The organism is Nocardia sp. NPDC005366 (genome assembly GCF_040606855.1).
Lineage (GTDB): Bacteria > Actinomycetota > Actinomycetes > Mycobacteriales > Mycobacteriaceae > Nocardia.
This window is the reverse complement of sequence record NZ_JBEXFQ010000005.1, coordinates 143,409-160,180: the sequence shown is the minus strand read 5'-3', so window position 1 is coordinate 160,180 and position 16,772 is coordinate 143,409. Positions and strand designations below refer to the sequence as shown.

Sequence of the window (16,772 nt, the reverse complement as noted above, 5' to 3'; positions counted from 1 at the left end):
CCCGGCTGCCGAAGGCACGACGCTCGCACTCGGGCAGGGGTCAGGAGCGCACCAGTCGGGCGATGGCGTCGGTGGCCTCTTTGATCTTCGCGTCGGCCTCGGGACCGCCCGCGACCGCGGCGTCCACCACACAGTGGCTGATATGGTCCTCGAGCAATCCCATCGCCACCGCCTGCAACGCCTTGGTCATCGCGGAAACCTGCGTCAGGATATCGATGCAGTACTTCTCCTCTTCGACCATCCGCTGGAGACCGCGTGCCTGGCCTTCGATGCGGCGCAGACGTTTGAGGTAGTCGTCCTTGGCGGTGATGTAGCCGTGGGGCGCGTGCTCGTCATGGCAGGACTGATCCTGGGTGGTGCTCGTTTCGGGGGATGTCACCGAATCTCTCCTCGCTGCCCGCCGGGTATCGTATCGACATGTCGATACCCCCCTAGGGTACATTCGCCGGGCCGAATTGTCAGATCGTCGTCGTACTGACGTCGGTGGCCTGCGCCTCTGCGCTCATCCCGTCATTCCGCCTCGTGGTCGTCGCCGAGGCGACGCGCGACGCCGACCGGGTACCGGGTTCGCCCGACGGTTCGCGGGACGGGAGAATACGCAGTCATGAGTTCGCTTCCCCGGCCCGCGCTCGCCGTTATCGGCGGCAGTGGCTTCTACGATTTCTTCGACGACGACTCCACCGACGTGGTGGTCGACACCCCGTACGGCACGCCGAGTGCGCCGATCGCGATCGGCGAGGTCGAGGGCCGGGCGGTCGCATTCCTGCCCCGGCACGGCCGACAGCACGAGTACGCGCCGCATACCCTGCCGTACCTGGCAAATATGTGGGCGCTGCGTGCACTGGGGGTGCGCAGGATCTTCGCGCCGTGTGCGGTCGGCAGTCTGCGCGCCGACTGGGGGCCGGGCACCGTCGGCGTCCCGGATCAACTCGTCGATCGGACCTCGGGACGTCCGCAGACCTTCTTCGAAGGCGGCGGTGTGCACATCTCCTTCGCCGACCCCTACTGCGACGAATTGCGGTCCGCGGCGATCAAATCCGAAATCGAGCAGCTGCCGTTGAAGGCGGGCGGCACGATGGTCGTCGTCCAGGGCCCGCGCTTCTCCACTCGCGCCGAAAGCCGCTGGTTCGCCGGGCAGGGCTGGGATCTGGTGAATATGACCGGTCATCCGGAGGCCGTCCTCGCCAGAGAACTGGAAATGTGCTACGCCGCTGTCGCTTTGGTGACCGATCTGGACGCGGGACTCGAAGAGGGCACGGGCGTGCACGCGGTCGACGTCTTCGCCGAATTCGAACGCAACCTCGGACCCTTCAAGGAATTGATCCGCCGTTCGGTATCCGCGGTCACCGGTACCGACACCTGTGACCGATGCCGTGTTCATGCGGGAGTATCACTGCCGTTCGAATTACCGTGAGAGGCGGGTTCCTGGGCCGAATCGCCGAGAACTCGATGCGGTAGTAGAACGCGGGGTACCGATATGAAGGTGCTGGTGACCGGGGCGGCCGGTTTCCTCGGATCGCATGTGCGGCGTGCGCTGATCGCGGCGGATCACGACGTCGTCGCCGTCGATGTCATGCACACCTGCGTGCACGGCCCGGATGCGCGAGCGCCGGAGGGCGTTGCGCGTGTCGATATCCGCGACGGGGCGGCGATGGAATCGCTGCTCCGCGGAGTGGACGTGGTGTGTCATCTCGCGGCGGTCACGGGGGTGAGCGGCGCGGCGAAAAGGCAGGGTGACGCACCGGAGGGATTCGTCGAGTCCGGACTGGCCCCCGCCGAGTTCGCGGCGCACAACGATCTCGGAACGGCGGTGCTGCTCGCGTCCATGAGCCGGGCCGGGGTCCGGCGTCTGGTGCTGGCCTCGTCGGCGAGCGTCTACGGTGAGGGCCGGTACCGAATGGTGCACGGCGGGTCGTTCTCACCCACGGTGCGGCTGCGCGCCGATCTGGATCGCGGCATGTTCGACCATCGCGCGCCGCGCACCGGTGAGGTGCTGACGTGGGAACCGGTCGGGGAGGACGCGCCGTCGCGTCCGCGCGGGTTCTGCGCGACGAGTAAAGCGGCGCAGGAGAACTACGCCCTTTCCTGGGGTTTCGCCACCGGCAACGCGGTGACCGTGCTGCGGTATCACCAGATCTACGGCCCCGGAGCGCATTTCGGTGTGGCCGCGGTGTTCCGCGATGCTCTCGTCGCGGGCGCAGCCGTACGTGTTTTCGAAGATGGCGGGCAGGTAAGGGATTTCGTGCACGTCGACGACGCTGCCGCCGCTACCGTCGCCGCCGTGGAACGTGCGATACCCGGATTCGTCCCCCTCAATATCGCCTCGGGTCACCCGGTCACGCTCTATCAGGTCGCCTCGATCATGTCGCGGGCCCGCGGCGGCCCCGACCCCATCGTGACCGGTCAATATCGGGTGGCCGACGTCCGCCACTTCGTCGGCGACCCCACACGCGCGAAACGCGCCATCGGCTTCACCGCCACCGTGACCCCCGCCCTCGGACTCGCCGAATTCGCCGCCCCGACCACGGAATCCGCGGATACCTGAGAATCCGTCGATCGAGTCGATGGTATGCGTCCACCTCGAACTCGCCGCGCTGGTACCGGGTTCGGCCGCGATCGCGGGCTAGGCTCGCGACGTGGACACCCCGCTTCGGCTCGAAGTCATCGTCGCCAGTGTGCGTCCGGAACGGTTCGCCCCCGTCGTCGCCGACTGGTTTCTGCGCACCGTGCGTGCGGAACCCGAATTCGATACCGGCGTCATCGATCTGATCGATACCCCGCTCCCGGTGGATCTCACCGAGACGCCGCAGGTCGAGGCCTTCCGGACGCGTCTGGCCGCCGCCGATGCCTTCGTCGCGATCACCTCGGAGTACAACCACGGATATCCGGCCTCGCTGAAGACGGCCTTCGACAGTGCGAAACGCGAATGGCGGGCCAAACCCATCGGATTCGTGTCCTACGGCGGGCTCTCCGGCGGGCTGCGCGCGGTGGAACAGTTGCGTCAGGTCGTGGCAGAGATCCATATGGTCTCGGTCCGCGAAACCGTCAGCTTCCACCAGGCCAAGCGCGCGTTCGACCCCGAGGGCGAGACCCGCGACGGCGCGGCGATCGACGCCTCGGCGCGCATGCTGCGTCAATTGGCATGGTGGGCGCGCGCACTGCGCGCCGCCCGGAGCGACGACCCCTACCCCGGCTGAGGAATGCCGGATCCGGCGGTCACTGGTGCTGCATGACCCGTCGCCCGCGCGGCTGCCCGATATAGGTGGCCTCGCGCGGAATGGAGACCAGCGTCAGATCGACCTGCGCGGTTCCGGTGCGCAGCACCACGTGATTGCCGATGGCCCCCGGCTGATGGATCGACAGGTCGGGCCGCGTCGCGGGCCAGCCCATCGGATCGCCGGTGACGTAGATGGTCGTGACGCCCGCGTGCGGTGCGGGAGCGAGCACCCCGTCCACCACGGTCGCGGTGAAACCGGCGTCGGACTGGTGGGTTTCGACCGCGATGGTCAAACGCTCCGGATTCCCGATGGTCTGCACCAGGTTGTCCCAGGCGTGCGCGCGATCGGTGCGGATCAGAATCCGTTCGCCGACGGCGAGCGCCCGGAAGACGAGTTGCTGGGCCAGATACAGCTCGCCCGCCACGTACACGGTGGAAATACCGGTGCCGACGATGCGGACCGCGACGCCCTGATTCTCCTCGTCCGAGCCGATCAGCTGACCGCAGCCCGAGGACGGAAGGTGCAGCGCGGCGATCACATCGATCGGATATTCGGTCATCGGCACGGTGTCGTCGACGCCGGGGACGGCAAGCGGGAGGTGGGCAAGCAGACCGTCGCGGTGCCGACCGGCCATCGACACCATGCCCGCGAGTTTGCCGCGTTCCGGCAGTTCCCGAGCCGTGAGACGCCAGGCCGCCCCGATACTCACCGAATCGGCGGAACTGCCCGGTCGCAGCCGTACCGACACCGTCGTACCGCGTGACGGCGCCACCCACAGTTGGGCGAGCAGGTCCGAACCGAGCTGTTTGGGATCGACGGCGCTGCCGATATTGACCGCGTTGCCGATTTCGGCATAGCGCCAGCGCTGAGTCAGGGTGCGGGGGTCGTAGCCCGCGGTGATCTGGAGGACGGCCTTGCGGATTTCGGGCGCGGTGAGGATACGCGCGCTGCAATCGGCGTCCTCGAGCGCGCGCATGATCCGCTGCGTCGCGATCGTCACCGCGCGTGACGCGCCATCACTGCCGCCGCCGCGCCGGGCCGCGGCCTCCGGGCAGGCGATCGCGTCGAAACTGATGGCGAGCCATACCGCGCGGTGGGCGGTGGCGGGAAGCGGCCCGAGCAGGGATTCGTAGATCGTGCCCGCGGGTGTGCCCGACCGGCTGCGGTGTCCGTGGCTGATGATGTCGATACCGCTGAGCAGAATGTCGTGCTGGTTCAGGCATTTCGCGAGTTCCGGCAGCGGCAGCAGATGCGACGCGTGCACGGTGCTGCTGGAGATTCTGGTGAGTCCGCCGCGCGGCGGCAGTACCTCGACGACCGTGACGACGCGACTGCCGTCCCAATACAGGCCGAGTGAGCGGTCGTCAGGGCCGCGGAAATCGACGGTGTCGCCGATCTCGTAGTCGCGCCTGCTGAGATAGCGCCACCAGGTCACGATCCAATCCAGCACGGTGCGTTTGGCGATCGGGATCACCGGAATCAGCGCGACGAGCGCCGCGACGCCGAGCGCGGGCCACCTGCCGAGTCCGGCCAGCAGCGCGATCATGCCCGCGGACAGTCCGATAACCTGTGCTATCAGCAGATTCTGCAGTGAGATGCGACCAAAGAGTGGGCGTGGCCCGGCTCCGGCTGCTTCGGCCATGATCGTCCCCCAAGTACCCGGTCTCGACCGCTTCCTACCGGCCGAGCTGAACAACAGTCCCCGCGAACTGTACTGTGTTCCGCGAAGGTGAGCACTGTCCGGGGGAGTGAGAATGCCGTCGAAACCCACTACACGCTGGCAGGTCAGCGGCTATCGCTTCCTGGTCCGCCGGATGGAACATGCCTTGGTGCGCAGGGATGTTCGTATGCTGCACGACCCGATGCGGTCGCAGTCGCGCGCGTACGCGGTGGGATTGGTACTCGGTCTGGTAGTGCTGGCCGGTTGCGGAATTCTCGCGCTGCTGCGTCCGCAGGACAAGATCGGTTCGAACGTCCTGCTGATCGGCAAGGAGTCCGGCGGCGTCTACGTGCAGATCGACGGTGTCGTGCATCCGGCGCTGAACCTGGCCTCGGCTCGGCTGGCCTCGGGGGAATCCGGAAAGGCCGTCATCGTCAAGGAATCCGAACTCGGCAAGAAGCCGCGCGGTCAGCTGATCGGCATCCCCGGCGCGCCCGCGGCGCTGCGCTACGACAAGGACGGCGGCGGCAGGGCCTGGACCGTCTGCGATGTGCTGAAGGTCGACGGCAGTAAGGATCTCACCACGTCGGTGCTGGCGGGCGCCCCGCAGTTGGGGGAGAAGGCATCGGTACTCGGCAGCGACCAGGCACTGCTGGTCAAGGCCAAGGACACCGTGTACCTGGTCTTCGACAAGAAGCGGGCGCGCGTCGACATGAACGATCGCGCGGTCACCGACGCGCTCGGTATCACCGGAGCCACCCCGCGCCCGGTCGGCGAGGGTCTGGTCAACACCATTCCCGAAGTGCTGCCGATCATCTCGCCGAAGATCGACAATCCCGGCGGTTCGGTGGGCTACCAGGTCAACAACCATCGCATCGCCGATGTGGTGCAGGTGCCGACGGAGCCGGACAAGTACTACGTGGTGCTGCGGGACGGCTTGCAGGAAGTCTCGAAGCTGACCGCCGACATCATCCGCAACGCGAATCCCACGCTGTCGGATGATCTGCGCATCAGCCAATCGGATCGAACCCACGCCGACGTCTCGCGGGCGTTGAAGGTCGACGATTACCCGCTGCGCGCCCCGTCCATCATCGAGGTGAAGGATCATCCTGTCAGTTGCATGTCCTGGAAGCCGATCTCGGCCGCGGCCGAGAACAAGGACGGCGGCAGGCGGGCCGAACTCTCGGTGATCACCGGTGTCGCCCTGCCGATTCCGGACAGCGCCAAACTCGTGCCGCTGGCCCAGTCCGACGGTTCCGGCCCCAATGCCGATTCGGTGTACGTGCCGCCGGGCACCGGAGCCTTCGTGCAGACCACCGGCATCGAACCGGACAGTCGCCGCAAGGACAGCATGTTCTACATCGCCGACACCGGCGTCAGGTACGGCATCAAGAACGCGGACGCGCAGAAGGCGCTCGGCCTCGACTCCGAATCCGGCGTCGAACCCGAACCCGCGCCGTGGCCGATCGTCGGTCTGCTCGCCTCGGGACCGACTCTGGGCCGGGAAGAGGCGATGGTCGCCCACGACGGCGTTTCCCCTGACCCGTCACCGGCGAAACAAACGGTCGGTTCGAAATAGGCGAAATCATTCGCCCGGTACGTCGGCCGCTTTCGATGCGGCTGTCGCGGAGCGCAGCGCGGCCACTTCGTCGCGCAGCGCTCTGATCTCGGTGACGAGCACGGTGATCTCCCGATCGGTGCTCTCGACATTCGCCTCGACATTCTTCAACTGATCCATCACCCAACTGGTGGTGGTGCCGATCGCGAAACTGATCAGGCCGATGCCGAGGGTCATCAGGATCAGCGAGATCAGACGGCCTTCCGTCGTCACCGGGTACACATCGCCGTAGCCGACCGTGGTCACCGACACCATCGACCACCACAGCGCGTCACCGAAATTGTGGATCTTGCTGTCGACGGCGCCGTATTCGGCGTCGAAGAACGCCAGACTGCACAGCACGAGCACGAGTATCGAACTGGCCCCGACGAATACCGCGAGCCTGGCCCTGGTCGTGGTGTTGCGGTTCAGCGTGCCGATCACGAGGACGGCGGCCCGTAACAGCCGCAGCGGACGGAACGGCGGCAGCACCACGATCAACAGGTCGACCGGATGGGTGCGCAGGAACCGCCACCTGTTCCCGGACAGCCACAGCCGCGCCACGAAATCCAGGGCGAACGTCACCCAGATCGCCACATCGACCCGGGTGAGCCACGAATCGAGACGGGGTGAGGCCCCGGTATCGAGCACCTGCCAGGCGTAGACGCCGAGGAAGAGGACGGCCAGCACCATCATGGGGACGGCGGTCATCCGCTCCCAGGATTCCCTGCGGGTGAACTCGGACTGCGTGTGGGCCATCGGGACTACCTGTGTCGGTCGGCTGCGGCAGAGGTGTCACCGCAGGTTAGGCCGCTGAGGCTACCTGCTGTCCGCGCGGGGCGGCGACGCAGTCGTGGTGGGGCCTTCCCACCGTCACATATCGTCGCCGGTGATGCCGAAGCGACGGCGGATCGGGAATGACGCGAGGTAACCCAGTATCAGGGCGCCCGCGATGATCCCGGTGCCGATCAGTGCGGCGTCGCGCGCGCGATTATCCGGTGGCGGCGCCGCGGCGGGCACCGCGAGCTGGCGGCTCTTGGGCGGGGACGGGGTCTTGGGCGGCAGTGAACCGGTCACCTCATCGGTCAGTGCGGCGATCGGATCCACCGCTCCGTATCCGATGTACTTGTTCCATCCCTCGGCCGGCGCGTGCGCGGTCGCCTGAATCCGCCGCATCACCTCGCGGGCGCTCAGTTCGGGAAAACGCGCTCGTACCAGCGCGACGACGCCGGACACGATCGGTGTCGCGAAACTGGTCCCGGAGATCGTCCCCTGCTCGCCGCGCTGGTTGATCGCGCCGAGGGCCGTGCTGTCACCGCGCGGATCGAGCGAGACCATATTCTCGCCGGGCGCGGCGACACTCAACCACGGGCCGGGCACGGTGAATTTCGACGGAGCCCCGTTCGAATCGATGGAGCCGACCGAGAGGACGTAATCGTCCCAGCGTGCCGGGACCACGTTCATGGAGACTTTGCTCCACGGGTCCGCCGTCGGATCGAGCGGATCGATCACCGTGTTCTCGGTTTTGCAGGTGTCGGTATTGCCCGCCGCCACCACGACGACCACGTTCCGATCGACGGCGTACTCCAACGCCGCGCCGATCGATCCATCGACGTTGTTCTCCGACCCGCACCAGACCTCGGAAATATTGATCACGGTCGCGCCTCGATCGACCGCGCGCACGATCGCCGAAGCCATGGTGCCCAGATTGCCGTAGCCTTCCGGCAGATCGTCGGGCGACTTGTTCCGGCCCGCGCCCTCCTTCTGATACATCTTGCTGGTCTGGCGGATGGTCATGATCCGCGCCTCCGGAGCGACGCCCGCGAAGCCCTGGCCGTCGACGCGCGACGCGGCGATCAGTCCGGCGACGAAGGTGCCATGGCCGTCGCAGTCTTCCGTGCCGTCGCCGACCTGGGCCACGTAGTCGCCCGCGGCCTCCAACCCGGGCAGTCGGGGGTGTCGTGCCACACCGGTGTCGATCACCGCCACGACCTGCCCCTCACCCCTGGAGAACTTCCAGGCGTGTTCCAGATCCAGCGATCGCTGCGCGGCCGGAATCGTCGAACCGCTTCCGCCGGTGACGATATCCGCGCAATTGGAATTCGAGGGTCGTTCGGTCTTGTCCGGCGGCACGGCGGGATCACCCGCGGGCCGTAGCGCGGGATTCACCGTGGGCGGGTGCTCGGCGTGCGCGGTCGGGTGACCTGATCCGAGGCCGAGTGATGCGCTCAGACCGAGCGTGAGCGCGACGGTGACGACTCGCAGACGCACATTCACCACAGCGCCTCGCTGATCGTCATGCCGTTCGGCTCGTCGTGCGCACTCATAGCCCGCGAACGAGGGAGTAGAGCGAGGCCACCCAGAACACCAGCGGCAGGACGGCGGCGACGAACGCGTATTCGAGAAGTTCCACCCCGCGGCGCATCGGCGGTGTGGCCGACTGGTTCGGGATGATGATGCCAAGGATCAGCGACGCGATCACGATGAGCACGGCCGCGCCGAAGACGCCCAGCGGCATATCCATTTCGAAACTGGCTCCCACCAGCATGATCAGCACGATCGACGCGCCACCGGCGATCAGGACGACCGCCTGCTCGGCGCCCGCGTAGGTGCGGCTGCGGAACATCAGTACCGCGGCGCAGACCAGTGCGAGCGCGATGCCCTGCCAGTACGGTTCCCCGGACGCGGGGTCGGTGGCCGCCAACGCGCCGACCACGGTGACCAGCGTCGTCGCCGCGACCAGACCGGCGAGGTACATCCTGGCCCGCTCGGATTTCACCCGCAGCGCGTCCATGGTCGGCAGTGCGCGGTGGTCGTCCGGATCGTCCTCGGTCGGGTCGATCGGGGTGCCGGGGGAGGGCACCGGCGGCAGCGGAAGTTTCGCCAGCAGCATCGAAATCCGCGGCGAGAGAGACAGTCCGGCCAGACCGAGTGCCGCCGCGACCGCGCCGATCGCCTTTTCCGGCTGGGCGGTGAGCAATCCGACCATGGCCGCGGGGACGGCGTATACCGACAGCGTCGCGGTGCCGATGAACAGCGCGAGTCCGACGCCGGTGACGCGCCACGCGAGTATCGCGGTCGCGCCGAGCAGTACCGAGCCGAGCAGCAGGTGCGCCCACCCGTAATCGTCTGGGACGTAGAGCATTCCGGCCGAGAAGGCGGCGGGCAGGGCGCATCCGCCGAGGACGAGCGCGGTCGCGGTGTCGCCGTACATCCGGCTCAGCACCATGCCCGCGACCACGAGCAGGATCGCGACGCCGAGAGCGATCGAACCGCTCACCCACACCGGCAGTTCGCTCGGCGACAGCAGCAGGCCGAGGCAGCCGACGATCATCGTGATCGCGGCGAGCACCGAACCGGTTAGTCGCGCGGTCTTCGGTGTCCAGCTCCGGTAGTGGTCGGCGTCGGCGATCGCGACGTTGTACATGATGTCGTCGAACAGCGGCGTCGGCGCGATATGCGACGCGCTTTCCAGCATCAGCAGTTCACCGTCGCGTACGCCGTGCTCCCCGAGGCTCAGCGAATTGGAGAACGGCGGATGGCCGATGCGGGCCAGTACCCATTCGGCGGGTTCGTAGCGTTCGCCCTCGTTGTCGAAATCGTTGGTGCGGCTGTGCTGAGCGACCATGTCGACGACGCTCGGGATGACCAGCGCGACCGGTACGTCGACCGGGATGGCCATATCCACCTGGGTGTGCTTGGCCAGGATGGTGACTCGCGCCAGATCCGGCGCGCGGACGATCCCGCGGGAGGAGTCTTCGTCGATGTGGTCAAGGCGCGCGTGCGTCAAACTTCCCCCAACTTCGTGTTCTACCTCGTATTTCCGCTGACGCGCGCCCGAGGCGGCGAGGTTGCGAACCCCGGCGGCCTGACAGCAGAATGCTGGTCGAACTGTACGACATGTCGGCTGCGGGCTCTACACTGAGCCGGAAGTTGCAGCACGCAAAAGGGGGATTTCTCGTCCGATGAGTACTGTCCGGTTCCAGCGCCGTGCCCGTCGGGAGATGCCGCGCACCCCCGGTGGCGAGGTCACCCTACAGCCGCCGCCCGAAATCCCGAGGGTGACACCCGGCAACCTGTTGTCGAAGATGATGCCGGTGGTCATGGTGATCGGCATGGTCGGCATGATGGCGCTGATGTTCACCCAGGGCGGCGGTATCGCGTCCAATCCGATGAGCATGATGTTCCCGCTCATGATGGTGTTCTCGATGGTCGGCATGTTCGCAGGCCAGGGTGGGGGTAAGGGCGCGAAGGCGGCCGAGGCCAACGAGGACCGCAAGGATTACCTGCGATACCTGGATCAGGTGCGCAGGGATGTCGACGAAACCGCAAGCCAGCAGCGCGCTTCGGTCGAATGGAGTCATCCCGAACCCGCGCTGATCTGGATGCTCGCAGGCACCAGCCGCATGTGGGAGCGGCGCGCGGGCGACAAGGATTTCTGCCACGCCCGCATCGGCATCGGCGGCCAACGCCTCGCCACCCGGCTCGTCGCGCCGGAAACCGGCCCCGTCGAGGAACTGGAACCGATCGCGGCGGTATCGCTGCGCCGCTTCGTGCGCGCCCATTCGACGGTGCCGGATCTGCCGACGGCCATCGCGGTCAAGGGTTTCGCGACGATCGCCCTCGACGGCGACCGGGTCGAGGCGCGCGACATGACGCGCGCGATGTTGTTGCAGCTGTGCATGTTCCAGGCGCCCGATCAGGTTCTTGTCGCCGTGGTGGCGGGTCCGGACACGGCGCGGGAATGGGAGTGGACCAAATGGCTTCCGCACACCCAGCATCCGGACGCCCAGGACGGCATCGGCACCCAGCGCATGTTCTACGGCTCGATCCGCGAGGCGATGACGAGTCTGCATCCGTTGCTGGCCAACCGCGTCCGCTACTCCCGTAACCAACCGGCCAACGCCAATCTGGTCCATATCGTCATCGTGGTCGACGGCGGCCTGCTGGAGGCCGAAGACGATCAGTTGCGCGAATCCGGGTTCGAGGGCGTCACCATCATCGACCTCTGCGGATACGCGCCCCGGCTCGCGGTCTCGCGCGGTATCAAGATGGTCATCGAGAACGGCGAGTGCATCGGTCGCGGCGCCACCGGTAACCAGGAGCGTTTCGCGCTGATCGACCGGATCAGCAGTCAGCAGGCCCAGCAGGTGGCGCGCAGGCTCGCGCCCTACCGCGCCGCCACCCAGCGCAGCAGCGATGTGGAAACCGATGACAGCGAAGTGATCTCGACCTGGTCGCAGCTGATGAACCTCGGCGATATCGGCACCTTCAACCCCGAACACGCCTGGCGTCCCCGATACGGCAGGGAGCGGCTGCGGGTGCCCTTCGGCATCGGCGCCGACGGCCTGCCCGTCGAACTCGATATCAAGGAGGCCGCCGAAAGCGGTATGGGCCCGCACGGCCTGTGCATCGGCGCGACCGGCTCGGGTAAATCGGAATTCCTGCGCACCCTGGTGCTGAGCCTGCTCGCCACGCATTCACCGGATCAGCTCAATCTCGTCCTCGTCGACTTCAAGGGCGGCGCGACCTTCCTCGGCCTCGACGGGGTGCCGCACGTGGCCGCCGTCATCACCAACCTCGAAGAGGAAGCCGATCTCGTCGACCGTATGCGCGACGCGCTGGCCGGTGAGATGAACCGCCGCCAGGAAGTGCTGCGCCAGGCGGGCAATTTCGCCAACGTCTCCGAATACGAGAAGGCGCGCGCCGCCGGCGCGGATCTGGACCCGTTGCCCGCGCTGTTCGTCGTGCTCGACGAATTCTCCGAACTGCTCACCCAGCATCCGGATTTCGCCGAGTTGTTCGTCATGATCGGTCGCCTCGGCCGGTCCCTGCACGTGCATCTGCTGCTGGCCTCGCAGCGCCTCGAAGAAGGCAAGCTGAAGGGCCTGGAGAGCCACCTGTCCTATCGCATCGGCCTGAAGACGTTCTCCGCCAACGAATCCCGCCAGGTGCTCGGCGTGCCCGACGCCTACAACCTGCCCGGCATCCCCGGTGGCGGTTACCTGAAATCGGATTCCGGTGAGATCCAGCGCTTCCAGGCGTCCTACGTGTCCGGCCCCTATATCGGCGGCGGCTCCCAGCGCGAGGTCACCAGCGCCGGTATCGCCGGCGGCGAAATCGATGTCAAGGCTCGGCCTTTCACCGCCCATCACGTCGATTTCCGTGCCGTCGACCGGATTCCGATGCCGCAGGAACCCGCTCGCGAGCTCGAGGATCAGCATTCCGACGAGGGCGATCAGATCTCCAATCTGAATATGCTCGTCTCCCGCATTCGCGGGCACGGCCGCCCCGCGCACGAGATCTGGCTGCCTCCGCTCGACGAGGCGCCCACCCTGGATCAACTCATCCCGCGTTCGGTTCTCACCGGCGAGTACTCCTCGCCGGCCACCCTGCGCGCCCCCATCGGCCTCGTCGACCGGCCCTACGATCAGCGACGCGATCCGCTCGTAGTGGATCTATCCGGCTCGCGCGGCAATGTCGCGGTGGTCGGCGGCCCGCAATCGGGTAAGTCGACAGCGTTGCGCACCCTGATCATGGCGATGGCGATGACCCACACCGCCGAGCAGGTGCAGTTCTACTGCCTCGATTTCGGCGGCGGCACCCTCGGCAGTCTCGAGGGTCTGCCGCACGTAGGTTCGGTGGCGAGCCGTCTGGACGAGGACAAGGTCCGGCGCACGATCGCCGAGATGCTGACCATCGTCCGCCAGCGCGAGGGTCGTTTCCGCGCTCTCGGCATCGAATCCATGGCCGAATTCCGGCGTCTGCGGTCGGTGGATCCGTCCAGCAGTCCGGCTGCCGCGGGCGCGCACGAGGACCCGTTCGGCGACGTATTCCTCGTGGTGGACGGATTCAGCTCGATCCGTCAGGATTTCGATCCGCTCGAACAGCCGATCATGAATCTCGCGGTGCAGGGTCTGTCCTACGGCGTGCACGTGGTGATCGCGCTGAACCGCTGGGCGGAGGCGCGTCCCGCTCTCAAGGATCAGATCGGCACCCGTATCGAATTGCGCCTCGGTGACCCGATGGATTCCGACCTCGGTCGCAAATTCGCCGCTCTGGTGCCGCAGGGCCGTCCCGGTCGAGGTATGACGCCGGACTGCCTGCATATGCTGACCGGTCTACCGCGCATCGATGGCAGCTCCGATCCGACGAATCTGGGTCAGGCCGTCTCCGAGGCGGTGTCGACCATCGCCAGGCTCACCCCCGGCCGGGCCGCTCCCGCCGCCCGCATGCTGCCCGAGGTACTGCCGCGCGAACAACTGCTCCAGCACGTGGGCAACTGGCCATCGCAGGTCGATCCCGCCGTCAAGACCATGCGAATTCCGCTCGGCATCAATGAATCCGAGCTGGCACCGGTCTTCATCGATTTCAACGAGAGCCCGCATTTCATCATCATCGGCGATACCGAATCCGGGAAGACGACCCTGCTGCGTTCGATCATCGACGGTATCGCCGCGTCGAATACGCCGAATCAGGCACGGATCATTCTCGGCGACTACCGGCGTTCCATGCTCGGACTCGTGCCCGACGGCTATCTCGCGGGGTACGGATCGACCGCGCCGCAGTTCACCCAGAATATGGCCGACCTCGCCGCCTACGTCAGCCAACGCACTCCCGGTGCCGATGTGACACCGCAGCAATTGCGCGATCGATCCTGGTGGAGCGGTCCCGAGCTCTACGTCATCATCGATGACTACGACCTGGTCGCCACCTCGATGGGCAACCCGACCTCGGTTCTGGTCGAACACCTTCCGCACGCACGCGACCTCGGCTTCCACCTGATCATCGCGCGGCGTTCGGGCGGCGCGGCCAGGGCCATGTACGAGGCGACCCTGGCGCGTATGAAGGATCTCGGTTCCGCGGGTCTGATCATGAGCTGCAACAAGGACGAGGGTGTGCTGATGGGCACCGTGCGCCCGAGCCCGCTGCCGCCGGGCCGCGGCCACTACATCACCCGCAACGCGCAGGAGCTGATCCAGTTGGCCTGGATGCCGGCGGCGGAGTGATGTCCACCATCGAACTGGTCCTGACCGATACCCGGGTCTGGGCCGTCGGTCCCGTCACCCACTGGGAGGCGCCGCCCTCGGTTGTGCTGGGCAGCAACGGAAATCTGGTGGTGGGGGAGTCGCTCACCCCGCCGACCCAGGTCAGTTCCGCCGTTCAGTTCATCCCGGCCGATCGGATCGCGTTACTGCCCCTGGTACCCACGGTCGTCGAAGCGATGGCCGCCGTCGTCGACGCCGTCTTCGAGAACCTCGGGGTCGCCTCGCCCGCCGAACGTGTCACAGTGGTCTGCCCGACCGAATGGGGCGGGCGCAGAAGGTCGGTGGTCGATTCCGCCGTCCGCCGCTTCGCCGCCGATGTGGTGTTCGAGGAGATGGCGATTCGTTCGGTGACCACCGACGCATCCGCCGCGCGCGCCAGGCGCACCGTGGTGCTGGAATTCGGCCCGATCACCACTACCGCGACCTCGGTGGTGCCGGGGCCGCAGGGCATCCAGCTCGAGTCCTGCGAATTCGAACCGGATCTCGCAGGCGCGGATCTCGGTGTCGATCCACGCGCGGCGGACACCCTCTCGTCACTGCTCGGCACGCTGCTCGACGGCCGCCCGGTGGATATCGTTCAGGTAGTGGGAATTTCGACTCGGGCCGGGTTGGACGAGATCCGCTCGTCGGTGCGGCAGCTGTGCGGAGACGACACCGACGTGCGTCCGATCTCCGGGCCGGACCTGGTGCGCGGCGAGAAGCCGCAACCCGAACCCGAATACCGTCCGGCGCCAACGCTGCCCTCGAACGAATGGTTGCAGCCGCTGCGCGAACGCGCCGCCGCGCAGCGAGACCCCGGCCAGCGCAGGACGATGTATATCCTCGCCGGTGTCGGTGCTGTCATCGTGCTCGCCGCCGCGGCGGTCGGCGCGGTGGTCGCCGTCGGCGGTTCCGACGATGGGGCCGCGGTAGCGCTCCCGCCCACCACCGTCCCGGCGACAGTCACTCCGCCGTCGACGACCCGGGCCGTCGTGCCAGACGGCCTTCCAGGCCCCGCACCAGAAGTACTCGGACGCATACGTTTTCAAGTTCCGGAAGGCTGGAAGGCGACATCCGCGACCGGCAATTCCCGCGTCGACCTCGCACCGGTCGACGGCACCAGACTGCGGATCACCGTCACCCAGATCTCGGTCGCCCCAAGCGCCGGATACGAGCAGATCGCCACCGAGCTGTCCGAGCAGATGAAACAGAAGCCGACGATCAGCGACCTGCGGCGCGATGTGGTCTTCGGTGGTCGTTCGATGCTGGCCTATACCGAACGTCCCGAAGGCGGGTCCACCGTCAACTGGCATGTGCTGGTCGAGCATGGCACCCAGGTGAGTATCGGGTGCCAGTATCTCGGCAACGGCTGGGACGCTGTGGCGACGATCTGCGATAAATTCGCCGCGTCGGTGCACATCACCCCGTAGTCGGCAGCGCACCCCATCGGTCCCCCAAAAGGCTCGTGCCCCCGACGAAATCGTCGGGGGCACGAGCGGTTTCGAGTCGAAACTCAGAAGAGACCCGCGAGCGCGGAGTCGGTGCTCTGCAGCTCCGAGTTGCCGGTGCTGACAAGCTGGGCGGCACCGGTCAGGGTGTCGTTCAGCTGCTGGACGTGAGTCTGCCAGGTGCGCTGCAGTTCGCTGAACGCATCGTTGGCGGCACCGGCGCCGTAGGTGGCCACGTACTCTTCGACCTTCTTGTGGAAGGCGTCGAGTTCCTGACCGATGCCCTCGGCGCGCTTGATGATCTGCTGCGCTCCGGACTCGACACCCGAGAAATTAGCGGAGATGGGCTTGCTCATGATTCGGACTCCTTACGAGTGGTTCGGATTTAGACCGGCGGCAGGTCGAGGCTGGACATCTGGGCGTTCACCTTCGAGGAGAAGGAGTCGTCCTGATCCTGGAACGAGCCGCTCATCTTGACGAGCTTCTCGGAGGTCTCCATCAGCTTGTCGTTCATTTTGTCGGCCTGGAAGTAGTAGCGCTCCATGAACGCGTTGAAGGCATCGCGGGCCTGACCCTGCCAATTGGCGCCGTTGGTGACGTTGTCTTCGTCGGCCTTGAGCGTCCTGATGGCGATCATCAGGTTGTTGTGCTGCTCCTGGAACTCCTTGGCCTTTTGCGCGATGACTGTACTATCGGCCTTCACATTGTCCGCCATTGCGGCTTCCTCCTCCTGCTCATGGTCGGTGCCCGAAGTCAGAGCTGACCCTGTTCATATGGTTGGACGCGCCCTATGCCGGATCGGTTCCATCGAGTTCTGAGAAT

13 protein-coding genes are annotated in these 16,772 nt (G+C 66.6%); 6 read left to right on the top strand and 7 right to left on the bottom strand.

Going from position 1 to position 16,772, the window contains the following annotated elements:
* Positions 1-40 precede the first annotated feature (40 nt).
* Entirely contained in the window at positions 41-379 is a 339-nt protein-coding gene (locus ABZS43_RS08175) for a metal-sensitive transcriptional regulator (protein WP_355035115.1), read from the bottom strand.
* Between the two features lie 225 nt (positions 380-604).
* Here ABZS43_RS08175 and ABZS43_RS08170 point away from each other — a divergent pair, with 225 nt between their 5' ends.
* From ABZS43_RS08170 to ABZS43_RS08160, 3 genes are all read left to right on the top strand, one after another.
* The gene (locus ABZS43_RS08170) at positions 605-1,414 is read left to right on the top strand and encodes an S-methyl-5'-thioadenosine phosphorylase (RefSeq protein WP_355035114.1); all 810 of its coding nucleotides are present in this window, start codon (positions 605-607) and stop codon (positions 1,412-1,414) included.
* A 63-nt stretch (positions 1,415-1,477) separates the two neighbouring features.
* Complete coding sequence (locus ABZS43_RS08165) at positions 1,478-2,545, top strand: NAD-dependent epimerase/dehydratase family protein (RefSeq protein WP_355035113.1); 1,068 nt, start codon at positions 1,478-1,480, stop codon at positions 2,543-2,545.
* 91 nt (positions 2,546-2,636) lie between these two features.
* Positions 2,637-3,197 (top strand): NAD(P)H-dependent oxidoreductase, encoded by a 561-nt coding sequence (locus ABZS43_RS08160; protein WP_355035112.1) that lies wholly within the window; start codon positions 2,637-2,639, stop codon positions 3,195-3,197.
* A 19-nt stretch (positions 3,198-3,216) separates the two neighbouring features.
* On the opposite strand, the gene eccE is transcribed toward ABZS43_RS08160, so the two are convergent.
* On the bottom strand, positions 3,217-4,860 hold the full coding sequence (gene eccE, locus ABZS43_RS08155; protein ID WP_355035111.1) for a type VII secretion protein EccE: 1,644 nt from the start codon (positions 4,858-4,860) through the stop codon (positions 3,217-3,219).
* Between the two features lie 112 nt (positions 4,861-4,972).
* Here eccE and eccB point away from each other — a divergent pair, with 112 nt between their 5' ends.
* A complete protein-coding gene (gene eccB, locus ABZS43_RS08150; protein WP_355035110.1) occupies positions 4,973-6,457 on the top strand; it encodes a type VII secretion protein EccB in 1,485 nt (494 codons plus the stop codon).
* A 6-nt stretch (positions 6,458-6,463) separates the two neighbouring features.
* Here eccB and ABZS43_RS08145 read toward each other — a convergent pair whose 3' ends face one another.
* The 3 genes from ABZS43_RS08145 to eccD form a co-directional block, all read right to left on the bottom strand.
* Positions 6,464-7,234 carry an ion channel gene (locus ABZS43_RS08145; protein ID WP_355035109.1) on the bottom strand — a complete coding sequence of 257 codons (771 nt, stop codon included), beginning with the start codon at positions 7,232-7,234 and terminating at the stop codon, positions 6,464-6,466.
* A gap of 114 nt (positions 7,235-7,348) precedes the next feature.
* Positions 7,349-8,752: a type VII secretion-associated serine protease mycosin gene (gene mycP, locus ABZS43_RS08140; RefSeq protein WP_355035108.1), complete on the bottom strand. Its 1,404-nt coding sequence runs from the start codon at positions 8,750-8,752 to the stop codon at positions 7,349-7,351.
* A gap of 46 nt (positions 8,753-8,798) precedes the next feature.
* Positions 8,799-10,265 (bottom strand): type VII secretion integral membrane protein EccD, encoded by a 1,467-nt coding sequence (eccD, locus tag ABZS43_RS08135; protein WP_355035107.1) that lies wholly within the window; start codon positions 10,263-10,265, stop codon positions 8,799-8,801.
* Positions 10,266-10,440: 175 nt separating this feature from the next.
* On the opposite strand from eccD, the gene eccCa reads away from it, so the two are divergent.
* Together eccCa and ABZS43_RS08125 are read left to right on the top strand one after the other, a co-directional pair.
* The gene (eccCa, locus tag ABZS43_RS08130; RefSeq protein WP_355035106.1) at positions 10,441-14,484 is read left to right on the top strand and encodes a type VII secretion protein EccCa; all 4,044 of its coding nucleotides are present in this window, start codon (positions 10,441-10,443) and stop codon (positions 14,482-14,484) included.
* Positions 14,484-15,932, top strand: coding sequence for a type VII secretion-associated protein (locus ABZS43_RS08125; RefSeq protein WP_355035105.1), 1,449 nt, complete (start codon positions 14,484-14,486; stop codon positions 15,930-15,932). Before eccCa ends, ABZS43_RS08125 begins: the two co-directional genes overlap by 1 nt.
* Positions 15,933-16,015: 83 nt before the next feature.
* Here ABZS43_RS08125 and ABZS43_RS08120 read toward each other — a convergent pair whose 3' ends face one another.
* Both ABZS43_RS08120 and ABZS43_RS08115 read right to left on the bottom strand, forming a co-directional pair.
* Positions 16,016-16,306, bottom strand: a complete 291-nt coding sequence (locus tag ABZS43_RS08120; protein ID WP_355035104.1) for a WXG100 family type VII secretion target — start codon at positions 16,304-16,306, stop codon at positions 16,016-16,018.
* Positions 16,307-16,335: 29 nt separating this feature from the next.
* Positions 16,336-16,665: a WXG100 family type VII secretion target gene (locus ABZS43_RS08115; RefSeq protein ID WP_355035103.1), complete on the bottom strand. Its 330-nt coding sequence runs from the start codon at positions 16,663-16,665 to the stop codon at positions 16,336-16,338.
* Positions 16,666-16,772 lie beyond the last annotated feature (107 nt).